This window comes from uncultured Sphaerotilus sp., assembly GCF_963924895.1.
GTDB lineage: Bacteria > Pseudomonadota > Gammaproteobacteria > Burkholderiales > Burkholderiaceae_C > Sphaerotilus.
The window spans coordinates 1-18,295 of record NZ_CAWURG010000021.1 but is presented as its reverse complement, the minus strand read 5'-3'; the positions used below and the strand labels follow the sequence as shown (position 1 = coordinate 18,295).

Genomic DNA, 18,295 nt, shown 5'->3' with positions numbered 1-18,295 from the left:
TCTCGTGACAACTCACCCCGTGAGCCAGCGTGTCACCGGGGTGTCACATTGAAACCCGCCCGTGGGACACCGGCCTGAAGATTGCGCTGCATCAAGAATGCTGCACTGCGTCATGGCGTGGTCACGGTGATCAGGAACGCTGCGTGCATGCTCTCGCTCAGGAGGACGCCGACATGTCCATGACTTCCCGCACTGAATCCCTGCTTCCCCTTTCAGGCCGCCGCGGTCTGGTCCTCGGAGTGGCCAATGAACACAGCATCGCCTGGGGCTGTGCCCGGGCGCTCCACGCGCAGGGCGCCGCGCTGGTGCTGTCCTGCCTCAACGAGAAGGCCCGCCCCTATGTCCAGCCGCTGGCCGACACGCTCGGCGCACCGCTGATCGACTGCAACGTCGAGATCGAAGGCGAACTGGCGCATCTGGTTGCCCAGGCGGTCGAGACGCTGGGCGGACTCGACTTCGTCATCCACTCCATCGCGTGGGCGCCGCTGGCCGAGCTGCACGGCCGGGTCATGGACAGCAGCGCCGCCGGCTTCGCCCGGGCGATGACGGTGTCCTGCCACTCGCTGGCAGCCCTCGCCAAGCTCTGCGAGCCGCACCTGGGCACCGGCTCCGCGCTGGTGACGATGACCTACCACGGCGCCGAAGAGGCCATTCCGCACTATGGGCTGATGGGCCCGGTGAAGGCGGCGCTGGAATCGACCGTGCGCTATCTGGCGGTCGAACTCGGCGCCAAGGGGGTGCGGGTGCACGCCGTCTCGCCGGGGCCGGTGCCGACCCGTGCCGCTTCGGGCATCGAGGATTTCGACAGCCTGCTGGCGACCGCCGCCGCCGAATCACCGCTGCGGCGGCTGGTCACGCTCGACGAGATCGGCGCGCTGACCGCCTTCCTCGTCGGCCCGGGCGCCAGCGGCATGACGGGCCAGACGATCTATGTGGACGCCGGCTTCCACGCCGTGCGCTGAACCAGCATGAACGACACCATGATCACCAACCGCACCTACGACGAGCTGCCCCTCGGCGCCAGCGCCAGCATCGTGCGCACGCTGACGCAGGACGACATCCTCGCCTTCGCGCTGGTGTCGGGCGATGTCAACCCGGCCCACGTCGACGCCGAGTACGCCAACGCCACCCGCTTCCACGGCACCATCGCCCACGGCATGTGGGCCGGCGCACTGATCTCGACGCTGCTGGGCACCCACTTCCCCGGCCCCGGCACGATCTACGAGGCGCAGATGCTGCGCTTCCACCTGCCGGTGCGCGCCGGTGACACGCTGACCATCCAGGCCACCGTCACCGCCCGCGACGACGAGCACCACCGCCTCACGCTCGACTGCACCGTCACGAACCAGGCCGGCGCGGTGGTCGTCAGCGGCGAGGCGATGGTGCGCGCGCCGCTGCAGAAGATCAGCCGCCCGCGCACCGCAATGCCCACCATGCACCTGTTCGACCCCGCAGCGCGGCTGGCCGAGTGGGTGGATGGCTGGGCAACTGAGTTGCTCGCCGGGCTGGCCGGGCAGCCGCCGATCGCCTGCGGCGTCGTGCATCCGTGTGACGAGGCCTCGCTCGGGGGCGCGATGGCGGCGGCGCGGCGCGGGCTGATCGTGCCGTGGCTGATCGGGCCGGAAGCGCGCATCCGGGCGGTCGCGGCCGGACTCGGGCTGGACCTGGGCGGCGTCCACATCGAGGCGGTCGAGCACAGCCACGCCGCCGCCGCACGGGCCGCAGAACTGGCCGCGGCCGGCACGGTCGAGATGCTCATCAAGGGCAGCCTGCACACCGACGAGCTGATGCACGCCGTCATCGCCACCCCCGCGCTGCGCACCAAGCGCCGCATCTCGCACGTCTTCCGCTTCGACGTGCCCGCCTACCCCAAGCCCCTGCTCATCACCGACGCGGCCATCAACATCGCCCCGACGCTCGAAGAGAAAGCCGACATCATCAGCAACGCCATCGACCTGGCGCGGGTGCTGGGCGTGGCGCGGCCGAAGGTGGCGATTCTGGCGGCGGTCGAGACGGTGAGCACGAAGATGGGCTCGACGCTGGACGCCGCCGCACTCTGCAAGATGGCCGACCGCGGCCAGATCGCCGGCGGCCTGCTCGACGGCCCGCTCGCCTTCGACAACGCGATCTCGGCCGAAGCGGCGCGCATCAAGGGCATCCGCTCCGAGGTGGCCGGTGACGCCGACATCCTGATGGTGCCGGACCTGGAGGCGGGCAACATGCTGGCCAAGCAGCTCGACTACCTGGCCGGTGCGGCGAGCTGCGGCATCGTGCTGGGCGTGCGGGTGCCGATCGCGCTGACGAGCCGGTCCGAGGGCGCAGCGTCGCGGCTGGCCTCGGCGGCGCTGGCGGCGCGGCTCGCGCTGGCGTGGCGCACGCAGCATCCTTGAGCGGAACCTTGAACGGCAAAGGAACAGAATCGGCCATGGACTCCATCCTCGTCATCAACGCCGGCTCCTCGACCCTGAAGTTCGCGCTCTACCCGCGCTGCGGCGACACGCCCGGCGAGATTGCCGCGCACCCGTCCTTCGCTGCGGGCCAGATCGACGGCCTGCAACCAGGCGGGCGGCTGCGGCTGTGTCCATCGGGCGCGGACCCGGTCGATCTGGCCGAGCCGGCGGACGAGGCGCAGCGCTTCGACGTGGCGCTGCAGGCGGTGCAGGTGCATGTCGCGGCCGTGGCGCCGGACGCGCACCTCGTCGCCGTGGCGCACCGGATCGTGCATGGCGGACGCTACTACCGTGCGCCGACCCGGCTCGACGACACGGCCATGATGCTGCTGGCGAGCCTGAACCCGCTCGCGCCGCTGCACCAGCCGCACAACCTCGCCGGCGTGCGGGCGCTGCGCAAGGCGTTTCCGGCACTGCCGCAGATCGGCTGCTTCGACACCGCTTTCCACGCCGACATGCCCGAGCTGGAAACCCGCTTCGCGCTGCCGCAGGCGCTGTACGACGAGGGCGTGCGCCGCTACGGCTTCCACGGGCTGTCGTACGACTACGTGATGCAGACCTTGCACGGCTGCAGCCTGCGCGCCGGGGGCCGGTTGCTGATGGCGCACCTGGGCAGCGGCGCCAGCCTGTGTGGTGCGCGCGAGGGGCGCAGCGTGGCGACCTCGATGGGCTTCTCGGCGCTGGACGGGCTGATGATGGGCAGCCGCTGCGGGCAGCTCGACCCGGGCGTCGTGCTGCACCTGTGGCGCGAGGGCTGGACCGAGGCGCAGGTCGAGCAACTGCTCTACAAGGAAAGCGGCCTGCTCGGCGTCTCGGGCCTGTCCGCCGACATGCGCCTGCTGCGCCGCGCCGCGGACGACGGCAACCCGCAGGCCCGCACCGCGATCGACCTGTTCACCTACCGGCTGACCCGCGAGGCCGGTGCGCTGGCGGCGGTGCTGGGCGGCGTGGACGTGCTGGTCTGCACCGGCGGCATCGGCGAGCACGACGCCGCCACGCGCGCGGCACTGGCGCAGGCGCTGCATTACCTCGGCGTGGACCTGGACGACGCGGCCAACGCGGCGGCCCGCGGCGACGAGATCGCGCCGATCCACTCGGCGGGCAGCGCGGTCGAGGTCTGGGTCGTGCCGACCGACGAGGGCCGGGTCGCCGCTCAGGCCGCCTGGGCGCTGCTGGCCGCGGGCTGAGCCGCACCGAGCCGCTTCCAGCGCGCCAGCAGTTTGGCGTCGGTGACCGTCTCGGTGCGCACCTCGCCGGCGTAGACCGCGCCCTCGTTGCCGTCGAGCGTGAGCACCTCACCCTCACGGAAGCTGCGTTCGCCGAGGCGCACCGTGCGGGCGGCCTCGTCGATCTGCAGCGCCTCGCAGCCGACCAGACAGACCTTGCCGAGCTGGCGGGCGACCACCGCCGCGTGCGCGGTGCGGGCGCCGCGGCTGGTCAGCAGTCCGCCGGCCAGCTCCAGCGCAGACAGGTCGCGCGTTTCGGCATCGCGGCGCAGCAGCAGCACTGGCACGCCCGCGGCCTGGCGCTCGCGCACGCGGGCCTCGTCGAGCGCGATCTCGCCGCTGACGACACCCGCCTGGGCACTGGCGGCGCGGGCGAGCGGCTCGGCGGCGGCGGTGGTCGCCCCCGGCGTCGCCGCCACGATCCGGGTCCAGCCGCAGGCGGCCGCCTGGACCGGACCGAGCCGTTCGGCGGCCTGTGCCGCGCTGAGCACGCCCTCCTCCACCAGATCCAGCGCGATGCGCACGGCGGCGCGGGCGCTGCGCTTGCCGGTGCGGGTCTGCAGCAGGTAGAGCCGGCCGTCCTGGACCGTGAACTCGAAGTCCTGCATGTCGCCCAGCGCCGACTCGACCCGCCGGGTCGCCGCGAGCAACTGCTGCCACACCGCGGGCGCACGCTCCGCCAGACCCTGGTGGCCGTGCGCGCTGCGGCGGCCGGAGACGACGTCCTCGCCCTGGGCGTGGAGCAGGAAATCGACCCAGGGCACCGGCTCGCCGCTGGTCGGGTCGCGGGTGAAGCCGACGCCGGCCCCGGAGACGCCCCCGGCATTGCCGAAGACCATCTGCTGCACGGTGACCGCCGTGCCGACCGTGGCATCGATGCCGTGCATGGCCCGGTAGGCCTGCGCCTGCGGCGACTGCCAGGAGGCGAACACGGCCTCGATCGCCCCGGCGAGCTGGACCTGCGGGTCCTGCGGAAAGGGCTGACCGGCGTGGTCGCGGTAGAGCGCGAGGTAACGCCGGGTCAGGGTGCGCAGCTCCGAGAAATCGAGGTCGCGCTCGTCGCGGTGGCCGGCGAGCGTGCGCAGCTCGGTCTCGAACAGCTCGCCGTCCAGCCCGGCCACGGTTTCCCCGTAGGTGGCGACCAGGCGGCGGTAGGCGTCCCAGACCAGACGCGGGTGGCCGGTCTGGCGCAGGAAGCCGGGCAGGGTCGTCTCGCACAGGCCGATGTCGAGCAGGGTCTGCATCATCCCCGGCATCGAGACCGGCGCGCCCGAGCGCACCGACACCAGCAACGGCTGGCGGGCGTCGCCGAAGCGCAGCCCGCTGGCCTGTTCAAGCCGGGTCAGCGCCTCGCGCCACACCGCGGGCGTGCGCGCGGCGGCCGCGGCCTGGCACCACGCGGTGCCGAGCACCAGCCCCGGCGGCACCGGCAGGCCGAGTTCGGCCATGCGCAGCAGGTTCCAGGCCTTGAAGCCGAGCTGGGCAGGGCTGAGTGTTTCGGCGCGGCTGGCATCGGCGGTGCCGAAGGTATAGACCTCCGGCGGCAGCGGGGAGGCAGGGGTGGGAACAGGGTTGGGGACAGGGTTGGGGACAAGGGGGGTGGGCATGGCGAACTCCGGTTCAGCCCAGCACGCTGGGGGACTCGACCCGGCGGAAGGCCAGATCGCGCAGGCGGTACTCCAGCGTCAGCAGCCGGTCGGAGGCCAGCTCCAGGCTGGCGGCCAGGTCGCTGGCCAGCATCAGCACGGCCGGCTCCGGCACATGGCGGCACAGCGCGCGGCGGGCCTCGCGCAGCAGTTCGTCGCAGCGCCGCTCGGCCTGCAGCACGCGCCAGGTCGCGGCGACGAAGGCGTCCTGGTCGGTCGCGTCGCTGCCCTGCCCCAGCCCGCAGAGGATGGCGAGCGCCCGCACATGGTCCTGCGTGGCGCCAAGCACCGTCTCGGCCAGCGCCTGCAGCGCGGCGCGGACCTCGCCGTGCAGGGGCTTGCGGCTGTGTCCGCGGCGCTGCTCGGCCAGCAGCGTGATGAGGAAGGCGGCTTCCTCCAGCGCGTCGGCCACATCGTCGGCCAGCTCCATCAGCGCGACGACCGAACGCCAGCGCGGCTGCCGCTCGGCCTGGGTGCGCGCCCGCATGACGAGGTGGTCGGCCTGGCGTTCCCAGGTCTTGGCCCGCGCGCCCAACCGGGCGGCGGCCTCGGTGCGGTCGTCGCCACCATCGACCGTGCCATCGGCCAGCGCCTCGTGGACCGCTTCGGCCAGGGCCTGCACCCAGGCGGCGTGTTCGGTCAGCAGATCGAACTCGGTGCGGTGCTGCTGCATCTGGCGGGTCAGCAGCAGCCGGGTCTCGTCGGCCACCAGCGCGGCGGGCTGGTGGGCCGCATGGGCGCGCCAGGCCAGCGCCAGCACGTCCACCAGGAAAGCCTGCGCCGCCGCCTCGCCGAGCACGGCGTCCAGCCGGTCGCCGATGCGGAAGGCGCCGGGGCCGAGGTCCTGCATCGCGTCGAAGACGAGCTGCTCGCCGCCCGCCTCCAGCCAGGCGCGGTGGCCGACCTCGCGCTGCACCGCCTCGCGCAGCACCTCGACCGCCAGCGGCTTGGCCACGAAGGCCTGCAGGCGCTTGCGGGCGCGGTTCCAGTCGATCAGGAAGACGATGCGGGCGCCGATGCCCTCCAGCGCCAGCGCGAGCGCGGCCTCGTCGGCGCAGGTGAAGGTGGCCGTGCCGAGCTGGTAGGCCGCGCCCTCGTTGAGATCGGCGCGGACCTGCGACTGCGGCGCCGACCACTGCGCGCCCAGCTCGGCCAGCCGCGCCTGGAAGAAGGCGAAGCGCGGCTTGTGCAGGTCGGAGTAGGTCAGGCGGATGCCGGGGGTCGCAGAGGCACCGTCGACGGTCTCGCCATCGACCACCTGGACCACCAGCACGTGCGCGTCGTTGGTGCCGATGTCGTTCTGGATCAGCAGGTGCGCGCCGTCGCGGGTCGCGGCGGTGTCGAGGCCGGGGTGGTCGAGCTTGAGGGCGCGGGTGCGGCCGAGACCGCGCATGAAGGCGGCGATGCGCGGGCGGTCCTGCGGGCCGATCTGCCAGGCGTGGGCGCCGTCGATCACCTCGCTGGCGAGCGTGGCCGAGAGGCGGTTCAGCGCCTTGTGCAGGTCCATCACCAGCAGGTGCAGGCTGTCGTCGGCGTGCTGGCCACGCTTGCCGCGGTGGCCGTGGGTCAGCGCGCGCAGGTGGTCGGGGCCGAGGGCGGCGCTGCCGTGTGCGCAGTCCGCCTTCCAGCGGGCCAGGTCCTGCAGCCAGTGGTCGCGGCGCTGGCGCAAGGCGGTGGCCTCGGCATCGGTGGCCGCGTCCGCCTCACCCGGCAGCCCCGTGACCGGCCGCGCCATGGTGGTCAGCTCCTCGTGGAGCAACGCCGCCAGCCGTGCGGCCTCGGGCAGCAGGAGGTCCTCGCCCTGCAGCGTCGCGCCGGCCTGGAGTTCGTCGAGCCAGCGGCCCTTCAGACCGGCCGCGGCGCATTCGGCGCGCAGGTCCTGCAGCGGCTCGGCCGGCTGTTGCGCATGGGCCGCGGCGGCCTGCAGCAGGGTCAGCGCCAGCTTGAGCCGGTCGTTGGCCGCCAGCGCCGCCTGCACCCAGGCGGGCCGCAGGAGGGAGGTCTGGCCGAGTGAAGCGACGGCAGCTTGCTTGTCCATGGAAGGAGATCCCCAGGTTGCGGCGGAGCTGGGCGCCCTGCCGGTCTTGTGCCGACCAGTCTGGGCGGCGTCTGTGACCGTTGCGTGGCACGGGTCCGCGGGGAGGCCCGGAGTTGACTTCGCTCAAGCAAGTGGCGCGATGTCATGCCACGGGCGCCGCAAAGCGGTTCAATCAACCCTGTTCCCACTGCCGCCACAGGATGCCCCGTGCTGCAAGCCACCCGTTCCTTGCCTGAATCGGCCCTTCCCGGCCTCCACACGACTGCACCGGCCAGCCCGACCCCGGCCGAAGCCGCTGCCGCCTTTGACCAGCTGGTCCATGCCCGCTCGGCAGCCCTGACCAGCGGCCTGTCGCCGATCTCGCTGTCGCTGGCCTGGCAGGACTGGGCCCAGCACCTGATGAGCCAGCCCGGCCAGGCGCTGCGGCTCGCCGCGCAGGCGCAGGCCGGCGTGGTCGAGTGGCTGGGCCACTGCGCGAGCGGCGGATGCCCGCCCGAGGGCAGCACCGAGGCCGCAGACCCCCGCTTCGCCAGTCCGGCGTGGCAGCAGTGGCCGTGGCCGGGTGTGGTGCACGCCTACCAGCAGAGCGCCCGCTGGTGGGACGACGCCACCCAGTTGCCCGGCCTGACGCGCCACCACAGCGAGGTCGTGCGCACGATGGCGCGGCAGTGGCTCGACACGCTCAGCCCGAGCAACCTGCCCTTCAACCCCGAGGTGGTGCAGGTCACCCGCGAGCGCCTCGGCGCCAATCTGGTCGAGGGCGCGCAGAACGCCGCCGACGACTGGCGCCTGCAGCACGGCCTGACGCCCCTGGCGCTGCCCGAACACAGCTACCGCCCCGGCACCGAGGTGGCGCTCACGCCCGGCGCGGTGGTGATGCGCAACCGGCTGGTCGAGCTGATCCAGTACGCGCCCGCCACCGACGTGGTGCAGGCCGCGCCGGTCTTCATCGTGCCGTCGTGGATCATGAAGTACTACATCCTCGACCTGAGCCCGGAGAACTCCCTGGTGCGCTGGCTGGTCGGCCAGGGCCACACCGTCTTCATCCTGAGCTGGAAGAACCCCGACCGGGGCGACGCCGGCATCGGCCTGAACGACTACCTGCAGTGGGGCGTGTTCGACAGCCTCGCCCGCATCCGCGAACTGGTCCCCGACCAGCCCGTGCACGCCTGCGGCTACTGCCTGGGCGGCACGCTGCTGTCGATGGCCGCTGCCGCGCTGGCCCGCCCGCAGCAGGTCGCCAGCGCAGTGCAGCAGGCGCCGCTGGCCAGCGTGACGCTGCTGGCTTCGGAAACCGACTTCACCGAACCGGGCGAGATGGGCGCGCTGATCGACGAGTCGCAGGTGCAGCTGCTCGAAGCGATGATGGCCGACCGGGGCTTCCTGACCGGGAAGCAGATGGCGGGATCGTTCCAGTTCCTGCACGCCCGCGAGCTGGTCTGGTCGACGAAGATGCACGAGTACCTGCTCGGCGAGCGCACCCAGTCCAACGACCTGATGGCCTGGAACGCCGACGTGACCCGGATGCCGGCGCGCATGCACAGCGAGTACCTGCGCCGCTGCTACCTGCGCAACGAGCTGGCCGAGGGGCGCTACCTCGTCGAGGGGGCGCCGGTCTCGCTGTCCGACATTCGCGTGCCGATCTTCGCCGTCGGCACGGAAAAGGACCACGTCTCACCGTGGAAGTCCGTCTACAAGCTGCTGCGCCTGTCCGACACCGAAGTCACCTTCGTGCTGACCAGCGGCGGCCACAACGCCGGCATCGTCAGCGAACCCGGCCACCCGCACCGCCACTACGCGCTGCGGGTCACCGCAGCCACCGACCCGTGGCAAAGCCCGGAGGACTGGCAGGCCGCCGCGGTGCCCCACGAGGGTTCCTGGTGGACGGCGTGGAACGACTGGCTCGGCACGCACAGCCGCGGCACGGTGCCGGCCCGGGCGATCGAACCGGCCGCAGTGGTCGCTGCCGCGCCGGGTGAGTACGTGCAGACCCGGTACGCGGACTGACACTGGGGTTCAGCCGGTCTGATTGCCCGCCCGCAGGCCAGGGCGTAGCATGCGGGCGCATGTCAACCCTGCTTCCTCCCCTACGCGGCGCCGCTCTGGCGCTGCTTCTGAGCACCGCCGCACTGGTCGGCTGTGGCGGCGGCCTCTATCTGGGCTGGGAAGGCGGCGGCTACGACGACCTGCCGCCCAGCGTGGGGCTGGTGACCAGCGTGACCTCGGCCCGAGCCGGTGATCCGGTGCGGCTGTCGGCCGCGGCGAGCGACGACTACGCCGTGGCGCGGGTCGAGTTCTACCGGGTCGAGCCGAACGGCGCCGTCGTGCGGCTGGGCACGGACACCTTCCTGCCCTACGCCTGGGACACCGTGCTGCCGGACAGCCCCAGCGGCGTCGTGCGTTACCTCGCGCGGGCGGTGGACGACGCAGGACAGATCACCGACAGCGCCTGGGTGAGCGTGCTGGTGCAGCGCTGACCCGGTGTGGCACACCCCCATCGAACGACTCCTCCCCTGGACATGAATCCCATGAAGCGACCACACACCGCCCTCACCTCCGCCCTGGCCGCGGCGCTGCTGCTTGCGCTCTGCGCGGGCTGTGCCCAGCAGCCGTCCGGGCCGGGCATGACCGAGCAGGCGCGCTCCTCCGGCCAGGTGGTGGCCAAGGACGCGAAGGAGGCTGGCGCTGCCGTGGCCCACGGTGCACGCGAGGTCGGTGCGGCGGCAGGTCAGACCGGGCGCGAGATCGGCCGCACGGTGAAGGACGCTGCGGTCGGTGCCTGGGAAACCACCCGCCAGGGCGCGCAGGCCGTCGGTGCGGCGGCGAGCGGGGCGGTGACCGAGATCCGCAAGTAGCGTTTCGGCTTATCCCGGCCGGTCCATCATCCCGGGCAGATCGCCGACCGGGCCCGGGTGCGCGTGGCTGTCCGGTGCCGTGTGGCGCTGTGGCGCGGCCGGCCTGGAAAACCGGCGGGTGATCGAGGCCCGCACCAGATGCAGCAAGGGTCGCGGATCGCGGACGCTGGCGTACTGGTAGACCAGCCCCGGCCGCAGCACGGTCGACAGGTATTCGCCCCAGTTCCACTCCCCCAGGCGGCGGTAGGTGCGGAAGGCGCGGTAGTCCAGCCCGGCATTCAGGTAACGCAGGCCGAAGCGCCTCGGAGGCACCGGCAGCGGTGACCGGTCGCAGGCGGCGCAGTAGGCCAGCCACGCCAGGTTGACCCCGGCCCGCGCCGCCAGGAGGCTGGTCTGGCTGATGCGCGGGTTGATCTCGATGAGCATGAAGCGGCCGCTGCGGGCGTGGCGCTTGAAATTCATGTTCGCGATGCCACGGAAGTCGAGCATCTGCAGGATCTCGACCGCCTCGGCCTCCAGCGCCGGCTGGTGCACGCTCTCGACATGGCAGCCGCTGCCGGCATGGACCGGGTAGGTGCGCCACTTGCGCGCGGTGTAACTCGCGCGCGCGCGGCCATCGGGGTCGATGTAGGCGTGCACGCTGTAGTGCTCCTCGTCCTGGCCGGGGATGTATTCCTGCAGCAGCACCTCCAGCCCGTGCGGGGCGAGCATGCAGCACAGCCGCATCAGCTCCCGCGGCTCGTCCACCAGCAGCGCCTTGGCCCGCGCCACGGCGGGCTCGACGTCCGGGTGCTTCCAGGCGACCGGGTGCGCCGGCTTGAGGATCAGGGGATAGTCGACCACCCGGCTCAGCGCCTCGACCTCCACGAGCGTGCGCGGGCTGTAGGTGCGGGGCACCGGCAGGCCCAGCTGCTCGGCCGCCTCGCCGAAGGCGCTCTTGTCCATCAGCAGCCGCGCGACCTCGACCGGCGTCGTGATGCAGCGGCACACCGCTGCCAGTTCCTGCTCCAGCGCCAGCAAGGCTGTCAGGTCGGGATCGGCGGAGGGGAACACCGGCAGCAACGCGCCGTGTTCGCGCTGCAACGCGACCAGCGTCGCCAGCAGCCGCGCCGGCTCGCGGCTGAAGCCGGGCACATGGTGGAAGGCGACACAGTGGCGGGAGCGGCTGGACGGCGGCTGCACCTCCTCGGAGACCACGATCACCGGCACGCCCTGCTCGCCCAGCGAGCGGACGAGGTTCAGATCAGCCTCCGGCGCGCCCAGGCAGGACAGCACCACGGCGGGAAGAAACGGCGGATTGGTACGGCTGGGCATGTGCACGGAGCGACCTTGCAGTCACGTGAAATACAGCCTTCTTTCTACTTCATTTGAAACAATTGATACCGCGTGGAACCCGTATTCAAGGGGTGTGGATTCCCCAATAAATCACGCTTCTCCCGCGTGCTGCTGCTGCAGCACTTGCAGCAGGGCCTGTCCATAGGCCTCGAGCTTTTTCGCCCCGACCCCGCTGATGCCGCCCAGCTCCGCCAGCGACGCCGGCTGGCGGCGCGCCATCTCGGCCAGCGTGGCGTCGTGGAAGACGACGTAGGCGGGCAGGTTGTGCTCGCGCGCCACGTCGGCGCGCCACTGGCGCAGCGCCTCGAAGCTGGCGATCTGCCGCTCGTCCAGATCGGCGGGTGCCACCTTGGGTCCGCGCGGCGCGGCGTCGGTGCCTGCGGCCGGGCCACCGCGGGTGCGCGAGCGGCTGCGGCGTGGCGCCTCGGCCGGCGTGCGCATGCGCAGCTGCACGTCGCCGCGCAGCACCGTGCGCGCCGTGTCGGTCAGCGCCAGCGTGCCGTACTCGCCCTCGGTCACGACATGCCCGAGCGCCACCAGTTGCCGCAGCACCGCGCGCCACTGCTGCTCGCTCAGGTCCGCGCCGATGCCGAAGGTGCTCAAGGAGGCGTGGCCGTACTGCTCGACCTTCTCGGTGCGCTTGCCGCGCAGCACGTCGATCAGGTAGGCCACGCCGAAGCTGCGCGCACCGTGGTGCTCGCGGCCATGCTGGGCGAAGCGGTAGATGCATGACAGCGCCTTGCGCGCCGCGTCGGTGCTGTCCCAGGTGACGGGCGGGTGCAGGCAGTTGTCGCAGTTGCCGCAGGGCTGGCTGTCTTCGCCGAAATACGCCAGCAGCCGCACGCGCCGGCAGTCGTGCGCCTCGGCCAGCGCCAGCAGCGCGTCAAGCTTGCCGCGCTGCACACGCTTGAAGTCATCGGCCGCCGGGCTCTCGTCGATCATGCGGCGCTGGTTGACGACATCGGCCAGGCCGTAGGTCATCCAGGCATCGGCCGGTGCGCCGTCCCGCCCGCCGCGGCCCGTCTCCTGGTAATAGCCTTCGATGTTCTTGGGCAGGTCGAGGTGGGCCACGAAGCGCACGTCCGGCTTGTCGATGCCCATGCCGAACGCGATGGTCGCCACCATCACCAGCCCTTCCTCGCGCAGGAAGCGGTCCTGATGACGCTTGCGCACCCCGGCGTCCAGACCGGCGTGGTACGGCAGCGCGGGAATGCCCTCGTCCTGCAGCCACGCGGCGGTTTCCTCGACCTTCTTGCGGCTGCCGCAGTAGACGACGCCGGCATTGCCCTCGTGCTCGTCGCGCAGGAAGCGCAGCAGCTGCGTGCGGGCGTTGTCGCGCTCGACGATGGTGTAGCGGATGTTCGGGCGGTCGAAGCTGCTGATGAAGAGCTTGGCGTCCTGCAACTGCAGCCGCTCGACGATGTCGGCGCGGGTGTGGTCGTCGGCGGTCGCGGTCAGCGCGATGCGCGGCACGTCGGGGAAACGCTCGTGCAGCGCCGACAGCCCCAGGTATTCCTCGCGGAAATCGTGGCCCCACTGGCTGACGCAGTGCGCCTCGTCGATGGCGAACAGCGAGAGCTGGCCGCGCTCGTGCAGCGACTCCAGCATCGCGAGGAAGCGCGGCGTCAGCAGCCGCTCCGGCGCGGCGTAGAGCATGGTCAGCCGGCCAGACAGCAGGCCCTGCTCGACCGAGGCAGCCTGTTGCGGCGTGAGCGTCGAGTTGAGGAAGGCGGCCTCGACACCCACCTCGTCCAGCGCGCCGACCTGGTCCTGCATCAGCGCGATCAGCGGGCTGACGACGATCGCGACGCCCTGCCCCGCGCGGTGGCGAACGATGGCGGGGATCTGGTAGCACAGGCTTTTTCCGCCGCCGGTGGGCATCAGCACCAGCGCGTCGCCGCCGCCGATGAGCTGGTCGACGATGGCCTGCTGCTGGCCGCGGAAGGCGGGGTAGCCGAAGACTTCGGCGAGGACCTGGCGGGCGACGGGGGAAAGAGTGGCAAGGGCGTTCATGGGTGGCGCCGATGGTACGCGAGCCCCACCGCGCCGGATCTCACCCTGATTGGGGAGACACCCGGCCGGGCGCCACCGCCGGCATCCCCCAGCGCACCGCCAGCTCCAGGTACATCGACGGACTCACCAGCCGCGCCACCCCGCTCGACAGCAGCGCGCAGGCCATCAGGCTCAGCACCATCGCCTGCCCGGAGACCATCTCCATCACGATGATGAACGCGGTGATCGGCCCCTGCGTCGAGGCCGACAGGAAGCCCACCATGCCCAGCGCCACCAGCGCCACCGCCTCCGGCCGCCCGGCCAGCCCGACCAGCCGCGCCACGTCGTGCCCCACTCCGGCGCCGATCGCCAGCGACGGTGCAAACACCCCCGCCGGCACGCCGCTCCACGCCGACAGCCAGGTCGCCACGAACTTCAGCAGCGTGTAGAGCGGCGGCAGGCCGTCCTCGCCGAATTCGAGCAGCGCGCGGGTCGGGTGGTAGCCCGCGCCGGCCGTGGCGCCGCCGGTCACCAGCCCGATCACGCCCACTGCCAGCCCGCACGCTGCGGCGAAGCGCAGCGGAAACCGCCCGCGCCATTGGCTGATCCGGTCACCGCCCTGCGCGCAGACCACCAGCAGCCGCGCGAACAGCCCGCCCGCCAGTCCCGAGGCCAGCGCCACCACCAGTCCCGGCCCGAGCAGCGACCAGTCCAGCCGCGGCACGACCAGCGCGCCGAAGTAGCTGTGGTTGCCGAACACCGAGATCGACACCAGACCGGCCAGCACGATGGCGGCGATGGTGAGGTTGCTGTGCTGGAGGTCGCGGCGGCGGGTGAGCTGCTCGATGGCGAAGACGATGCCGCCCAGCGGCGTGTTGAACGCGGCGGCCACGCCCGCGGCGGCGCCGGCCACCATGAGATCGTGCGCGTCGATGCCGCTGGCGGGCGACAGCCAGCGCCGCGCGTGCTGCATCACACCCGCGCCGACCTGCACCGTCGGCCCCTCGCGGCCGATCGACAGGCCGGCCAGCAGGCCCGCGCTCGTCAACGCCACCTTGTGCAGCGCCAGCCGCAGCGACACCAGGGCCGAGGCGCGTGCGGGCGCGATGTCGTCGTGCAGCGCAGCGATCACCTGCGGGATGCCCGAGCCGGCTGCCTCGGGGGCGAAGCGGCGGGTCCACATCAGCACCGCCACCGTCAGCAGCGGCGTCCAGACCAGCGCCAGCCCGGCGCCGAACCAGCCCATGCCGCGCAGCTGCAGATGGGTCGCGGTCGCCAGCTCGGTCAGCAGCGTAAAGCCGACCACCGCCAGCCCGGTCAGCACGGCATAGGTCAGCACGACGGCGCGGTCGATCCAGGGGCGCCCCTGCAACAGCGCATCGCGCAGCGTGCGCCAGAGGGAAGTTCGGTCGGGGGGTGGCATCACCAGTCGGAGGGAGAGCGCCACGGGCGCCCTGTGCGGCACAATTGTCCCCCAACTTGTCACACATTCCGGCCCGGACCCCGCGTCCTGCCGCCGGACAGCACAGCACCCACAGGAGCGAGCGGCCATGGCCTCCGTCAACAAAGTCATCCTCATCGGCAACCTCGGGCGCGACCCCGAGATGCGTTACACCCCCAGCGGCTCGGCCATCTGCAGCTTGCGCATCGCCACCGCCCGCAGTTGGAAGAACAAGGACAGCGGCGAACGCGTCGAAGAAACCGAATGGCACTCGGTGGTCATGTACGACCGTCTGGCCGAAGTGGCGGGCGAGTACCTGCGCAAGGGCCGTCCGGTCTACGTCGAAGGTCGCCTGAAGACCCGCAAGTGGCAGGACAAGGAAGGCAATGACCGCTACACCACTGAAATCGTCGCGGAAGAGATGAAGATGCTGGGTGGCCGCGAGGATGGCGGCGGCGGTGCTGGTGGTCGTAGCAGCGGTGGCAGCACCGAGTACGGCGACGACATGGGTGGTGGTGGTGGTGGCGGTGGCGGTTACTCGCCCGCCCCGGCTCCGCGTGCGGCGGCACCCCGTCCGGCTGCGCCGCCGCGGGCGCCCGCGCCGCGGCCGGCACCGGCTCCGGCGCCGAAGTCGTCGACGGGGTTTGATGACATGGATGACGATATTCCGTTCTGACGATCTGGCTGCGTCGGACTGGTCAGTAAAAAGCCCCAAGTGGTTGTCGCTTGGGGCTTTTTGTTGTTGGCGTCCTGGCCGTCCTTTGGCCTCATGCGGAACTCAGTTGCCAGACAAGCACCGCGAACCGCGGTTGAGCGTGCCCGCTATCTCGGCGCCCGACGTGCCAGTGGTCCCGACTGGACCAGGTTGGCAAACTCCGCCGGCGGCAATGGCTTTGCAAACAAGAACCCTTGCACCAGGAAGCAGCGACGTGCTGCCAGGAAGTCCACCTGCTCCCAGGATTCCACGCCCTCGGCGACCAACTCCAGATCGAGGCTGTGGCCCATCGCAATGATGGCCGTCGTCAGTGCCGCATCGCTGGTGTTGGCGGGTAAATCCTTGACGAAGCTTCGGTCGACCTTGAGGACGTCGACCGGGAAGCGCTTCAGATACGTCAACGACGAATAACCGGTCCCAAAGTCGTCAATCGACAGTTTCACGCCGATGTCGCGCAGTGCCTGCAAGGTCCTGCTGGCCTGGTCGAGGTCACGCATGAGGCTGCTCTCGGTGACCTCGAACTCGATGGCCGATGCGTGCAGGCCGTGCTCCTTCAATGTTGCCGCGACGGCGTCGACCAGCACCGGACTCTGCAAACTCGACGCATCCAGATTGATCGATACGGGAACGAGTCGACGGCCTTCTGTGCGCCATGCGGCCAACTGTCGGCAGACTTCGTTGATCACCCACTGTGTGAGGGGCACGATCAGCCCGGACTCTTCGGCAATCGGAATGAACTCGAACGGTCCGGTCAATCCTCGGTCCGGATGCATCCAGCGCAGCAGCGCCTCGGCGCCCACCACACGCGAAGATCGGACGTCGACCTTCGCTTGGTAGTACACCCGCAATTGCCCTTGGGGAATGGCACGACGCAGTTCCGTCTCGATCAGGACCTTGTGGCTGATCGCAGCGCTCATGGCGCCGTCGTAGAACCGGATTCGATGTTGCAAGTCCTGCTTGGCCGCGTGCATCGCGGTGCCGGCGTTTCTCAGCAGCGAGTCCGTGTCATGCCCGTCGTTGGGGGTCATGCTGATGCCGATGCTCGCACTCACGGTCAATTCATGCCCGCCAACGACGATCGGTTCGCCAAGCACGCGAACAATGCGTTGAGCGACCTGATTGGCTTGCTGCGGATCGACGATGTCCCCCAACAGAATCGTGAACTCGTCGCCACCCAACCGGGCAATGCGTTCCTCGGCAGGTGCCTGTCGGGTCGATCCCTTCAGATCGGCCGCCCTGAGGCAGTCGCGAAGCAGAAGTCCGACGGCCTTGAGGACTTCGTCGCCGATCTGCGGGCCAAGCGTCTCGTTGATCAGCTTGAACCGATCAATGTCCACGATCAGCACCGCACAGCGTGTGCCCTGCCCCGAACCATTGGCGAGCCGGTGCTGGACCATGTTGCGAAACAGCGATCGATTGGCCAGACCCGTGAGGGGATCGAAGAACGCCAGGGACCGGATGCGCTCATTGGCATCGGATTGCTCGGTGATGTCGCGACGGATTCCGTGCACGGCGACGATGGTTTCGTCGGCGAGACGCTCGATGCTGGTTTGCTCGAGCAAGCGGCGCACCATCCCGTTCGGCTGGACAATTCGAAACTCGATGCTGAAAGCCAGCCCGTGGTCCATGGCGCCAGCGATCGCCCGCTCGACCAGCATCCGGTCATCGGCATGCACATGCGTCAACAGGATGGTGCGAGCCGGCGCGTCCACTGACCCGGACGTCGTGCCGATGATGCGGTGCATTTCATCGGACCAAGCCATGCTGTCGTCGGCGCGGCGCCACTCCCAACTGCCCATGTTGGCCATGGATTGCGAGCGGCTCAGCAGCGATCGGCTGCGCAAGGTCTCCTGGAACGCATCGCTGGCGCGCAGGGCGTAGCGCACGCGGTAGGGCAGCAGATCCCAGGTGATGGGCTTGGTGATGAAATCGGTTGCCCCGGAATCGTAGGCGCTCGCGATGGAGCCCCGGTCGTCCAGCCCGGTCATCACGATGATCGGGACATTCGCGCCCGCGACATGCGCGCGCAGCTTGGCACAGGCCTCGAAGCCATTCATCCCCGGCAAGATCACATCCAAGAGCACGAGGTCGACACCACCGCGGGCGAATTGCTCCAAGCCGCGCTCGGCGTCGGGCGCTTCGACGACTTGATATCCAGCGTCACCCAACGCCTCTGTCGCCATCAGGCGGACGATGGCGTCGTCGTCGATGACCAACACGGTCTGGCAGCGGTCTGCTGGTTTCATGATGCGACGGCGTCGGTTTGAGACTGGAGCAGTTCGCCGCGCAGAGCCTCCAGCTGCGCGGCCGCAGCGTCGAACAGCCCATGGAGTTCGCTGACATGCGCATGCACGGCATCCAGCGATCCGCGCCTGGCGTGGCCCTCCGCCAGTCCGGCCAATTCCGAGAGCGCGAACGCGCCCACCGAGTTGGCCGAGGACTTGATCGTGTGCACAGCACGCTCGACCACCCGCTGGTCCCTGCGCTCCAGGCCCTGGGCCAGTTCGGTGAGGATCGGCGGCGTGTCGGCCAGGAACAGACCGATCACCTTGGCCACCAGGGCCGGGCGCACGCGCCCGCCGATCTGGAGCTGCTTG

Annotated in this window: 14 protein-coding genes; 7 read left to right on the top strand and 7 right to left on the bottom strand. The window is 70.7% G+C overall.

Translation table 11 applies throughout. The annotated features are described in order from the left end of the window. Positions 1-173 precede the first annotated feature (173 nt). From fabI to AABN02_RS08725, 3 genes are read left to right on the top strand one after another with little or no spacing between them, the layout of a single operon-like run. Entirely contained in the window at positions 174-962 is a 789-nt protein-coding gene (gene fabI, locus AABN02_RS08735; protein ID WP_338414542.1) for an enoyl-ACP reductase FabI, read from the top strand. Between the two features lie 6 nt (positions 963-968). After that, positions 969-2,390, top strand: a complete 1,422-nt coding sequence (locus tag AABN02_RS08730; RefSeq protein WP_338414541.1) for a bifunctional enoyl-CoA hydratase/phosphate acetyltransferase — start codon at positions 969-971, stop codon at positions 2,388-2,390. Between the two features lie 35 nt (positions 2,391-2,425). Next, entirely contained in the window at positions 2,426-3,637 is a 1,212-nt protein-coding gene (locus tag AABN02_RS08725) for an acetate/propionate family kinase (RefSeq protein ID WP_338414540.1), read from the top strand. Here AABN02_RS08725 and AABN02_RS08720 read toward each other — a convergent pair. Beyond that, the gene (locus tag AABN02_RS08720) at positions 3,604-5,283 is read right to left on the bottom strand and encodes a PEP/pyruvate-binding domain-containing protein (RefSeq protein WP_338414539.1); all 1,680 of its coding nucleotides are present in this window, start codon (positions 5,281-5,283) and stop codon (positions 3,604-3,606) included. The genes AABN02_RS08725 and AABN02_RS08720 overlap by 34 nt on opposite strands. Before the next feature lie 13 nt (positions 5,284-5,296). After that, entirely contained in the window at positions 5,297-7,360 is a 2,064-nt protein-coding gene (locus AABN02_RS08715) for a phosphate transport regulator (RefSeq protein WP_338414538.1), read from the bottom strand. A 207-nt stretch (positions 7,361-7,567) separates the two neighbouring features. Here AABN02_RS08715 and AABN02_RS08710 point away from each other — a divergent pair, with 207 nt between their 5' ends. The 3 genes from AABN02_RS08710 to AABN02_RS08700 are packed head-to-tail and all read left to right on the top strand — an operon-like array spanning position 7,568 to position 10,215. After that, on the top strand, positions 7,568-9,367 hold the full coding sequence (locus AABN02_RS08710; protein ID WP_338414537.1) for an alpha/beta fold hydrolase: 1,800 nt from the start codon (positions 7,568-7,570) through the stop codon (positions 9,365-9,367). Positions 9,368-9,426: 59 nt separating this feature from the next. Next, on the top strand, positions 9,427-9,837 hold the full coding sequence (locus AABN02_RS08705; RefSeq protein WP_338414536.1) for an Ig-like domain-containing protein: 411 nt from the start codon (positions 9,427-9,429) through the stop codon (positions 9,835-9,837). Positions 9,838-9,888: 51 nt separating this feature from the next. Further along, on the top strand, positions 9,889-10,215 hold the full coding sequence (locus tag AABN02_RS08700) for a hypothetical protein (protein ID WP_338414535.1): 327 nt from the start codon (positions 9,889-9,891) through the stop codon (positions 10,213-10,215). Between the two features lie 9 nt (positions 10,216-10,224). Here AABN02_RS08700 and AABN02_RS08695 read toward each other — a convergent pair whose 3' ends face one another. The 3 genes from AABN02_RS08695 to AABN02_RS08685 form a co-directional block, all read right to left on the bottom strand. Further along, the gene (locus AABN02_RS08695) at positions 10,225-11,529 is read right to left on the bottom strand and encodes an ATP-grasp domain-containing protein (RefSeq protein ID WP_338414534.1); all 1,305 of its coding nucleotides are present in this window, start codon (positions 11,527-11,529) and stop codon (positions 10,225-10,227) included. Between the two features lie 111 nt (positions 11,530-11,640). Continuing rightward, positions 11,641-13,563 carry a DNA helicase RecQ gene (gene recQ, locus AABN02_RS08690; RefSeq protein WP_338414533.1) on the bottom strand — a complete coding sequence of 641 codons (1,923 nt, stop codon included), beginning with the start codon at positions 13,561-13,563 and terminating at the stop codon, positions 11,641-11,643. 40 nt (positions 13,564-13,603) lie between these two features. Then, positions 13,604-14,965 (bottom strand): chloride channel protein, encoded by a 1,362-nt coding sequence (locus tag AABN02_RS08685; RefSeq protein WP_338414532.1) that lies wholly within the window; start codon positions 14,963-14,965, stop codon positions 13,604-13,606. Between the two features lie 127 nt (positions 14,966-15,092). On the opposite strand from AABN02_RS08685, the gene AABN02_RS08680 reads away from it, so the two are divergent. Beyond that, positions 15,093-15,659, top strand: a complete 567-nt coding sequence (locus AABN02_RS08680) for a single-stranded DNA-binding protein (RefSeq protein WP_338414531.1) — start codon at positions 15,093-15,095, stop codon at positions 15,657-15,659. Between the two features lie 146 nt (positions 15,660-15,805). On the opposite strand, the gene AABN02_RS08675 is transcribed toward AABN02_RS08680, so the two are convergent. Together AABN02_RS08675 and AABN02_RS08670 are read right to left on the bottom strand one after the other, a co-directional pair. After that, a complete protein-coding gene (locus AABN02_RS08675) occupies positions 15,806-17,944 on the bottom strand; it encodes an EAL domain-containing protein (protein WP_338414530.1) in 2,139 nt (712 codons plus the stop codon). Then, positions 17,941-18,295: Hpt domain-containing protein (locus AABN02_RS08670; RefSeq protein ID WP_338414529.1), on the bottom strand; the 355-nt coding region annotated here is incomplete at its 5' end. The genes AABN02_RS08675 and AABN02_RS08670, both read right to left, overlap by 4 nt.

What these genes read in the sequence shown, in the direction of transcription:
- AABN02_RS08700 (WP_338414535.1), top strand. Translation starts at nt 9,889, where the DNA reads ATGAAGCGACCACACACCGCCCTCACCTCCGCCCTGGCCGCGGCGCTG.
- AABN02_RS08685 (WP_338414532.1), bottom strand. Translation starts at nt 14,965, where the DNA reads ATGCCACCCCCCGACCGAACTTCCCTCTGGCGCACGCTGCGCGATGCG.
- AABN02_RS08680 (WP_338414531.1), top strand. Translation starts at nt 15,093, where the DNA reads ATGGCCTCCGTCAACAAAGTCATCCTCATCGGCAACCTCGGGCGCGAC.
- AABN02_RS08730 (WP_338414541.1), top strand. Translation starts at nt 969, where the DNA reads ATGAACGACACCATGATCACCAACCGCACCTACGACGAGCTGCCCCTC.
- recQ (WP_338414533.1), bottom strand. Translation starts at nt 13,563, where the DNA reads ATGAACGCCCTTGCCACTCTTTCCCCCGTCGCCCGCCAGGTCCTCGCC.
- AABN02_RS08675 (WP_338414530.1), bottom strand. Translation starts at nt 17,944, where the DNA reads ATGAAACCAGCAGACCGCTGCCAGACCGTGTTGGTCATCGACGACGAC.
- AABN02_RS08720 (WP_338414539.1), bottom strand. Translation starts at nt 5,283, where the DNA reads ATGCCCACCCCCCTTGTCCCCAACCCTGTCCCCAACCCTGTTCCCACC.
- AABN02_RS08695 (WP_338414534.1), bottom strand. Translation starts at nt 11,529, where the DNA reads ATGCCCAGCCGTACCAATCCGCCGTTTCTTCCCGCCGTGGTGCTGTCC.
- fabI (WP_338414542.1), top strand. Translation starts at nt 174, where the DNA reads ATGTCCATGACTTCCCGCACTGAATCCCTGCTTCCCCTTTCAGGCCGC.
- AABN02_RS08715 (WP_338414538.1), bottom strand. Translation starts at nt 7,360, where the DNA reads ATGGACAAGCAAGCTGCCGTCGCTTCACTCGGCCAGACCTCCCTCCTG.
- AABN02_RS08705 (WP_338414536.1), top strand. Translation starts at nt 9,427, where the DNA reads ATGTCAACCCTGCTTCCTCCCCTACGCGGCGCCGCTCTGGCGCTGCTT.
- AABN02_RS08725 (WP_338414540.1), top strand. Translation starts at nt 2,426, where the DNA reads ATGGACTCCATCCTCGTCATCAACGCCGGCTCCTCGACCCTGAAGTTC.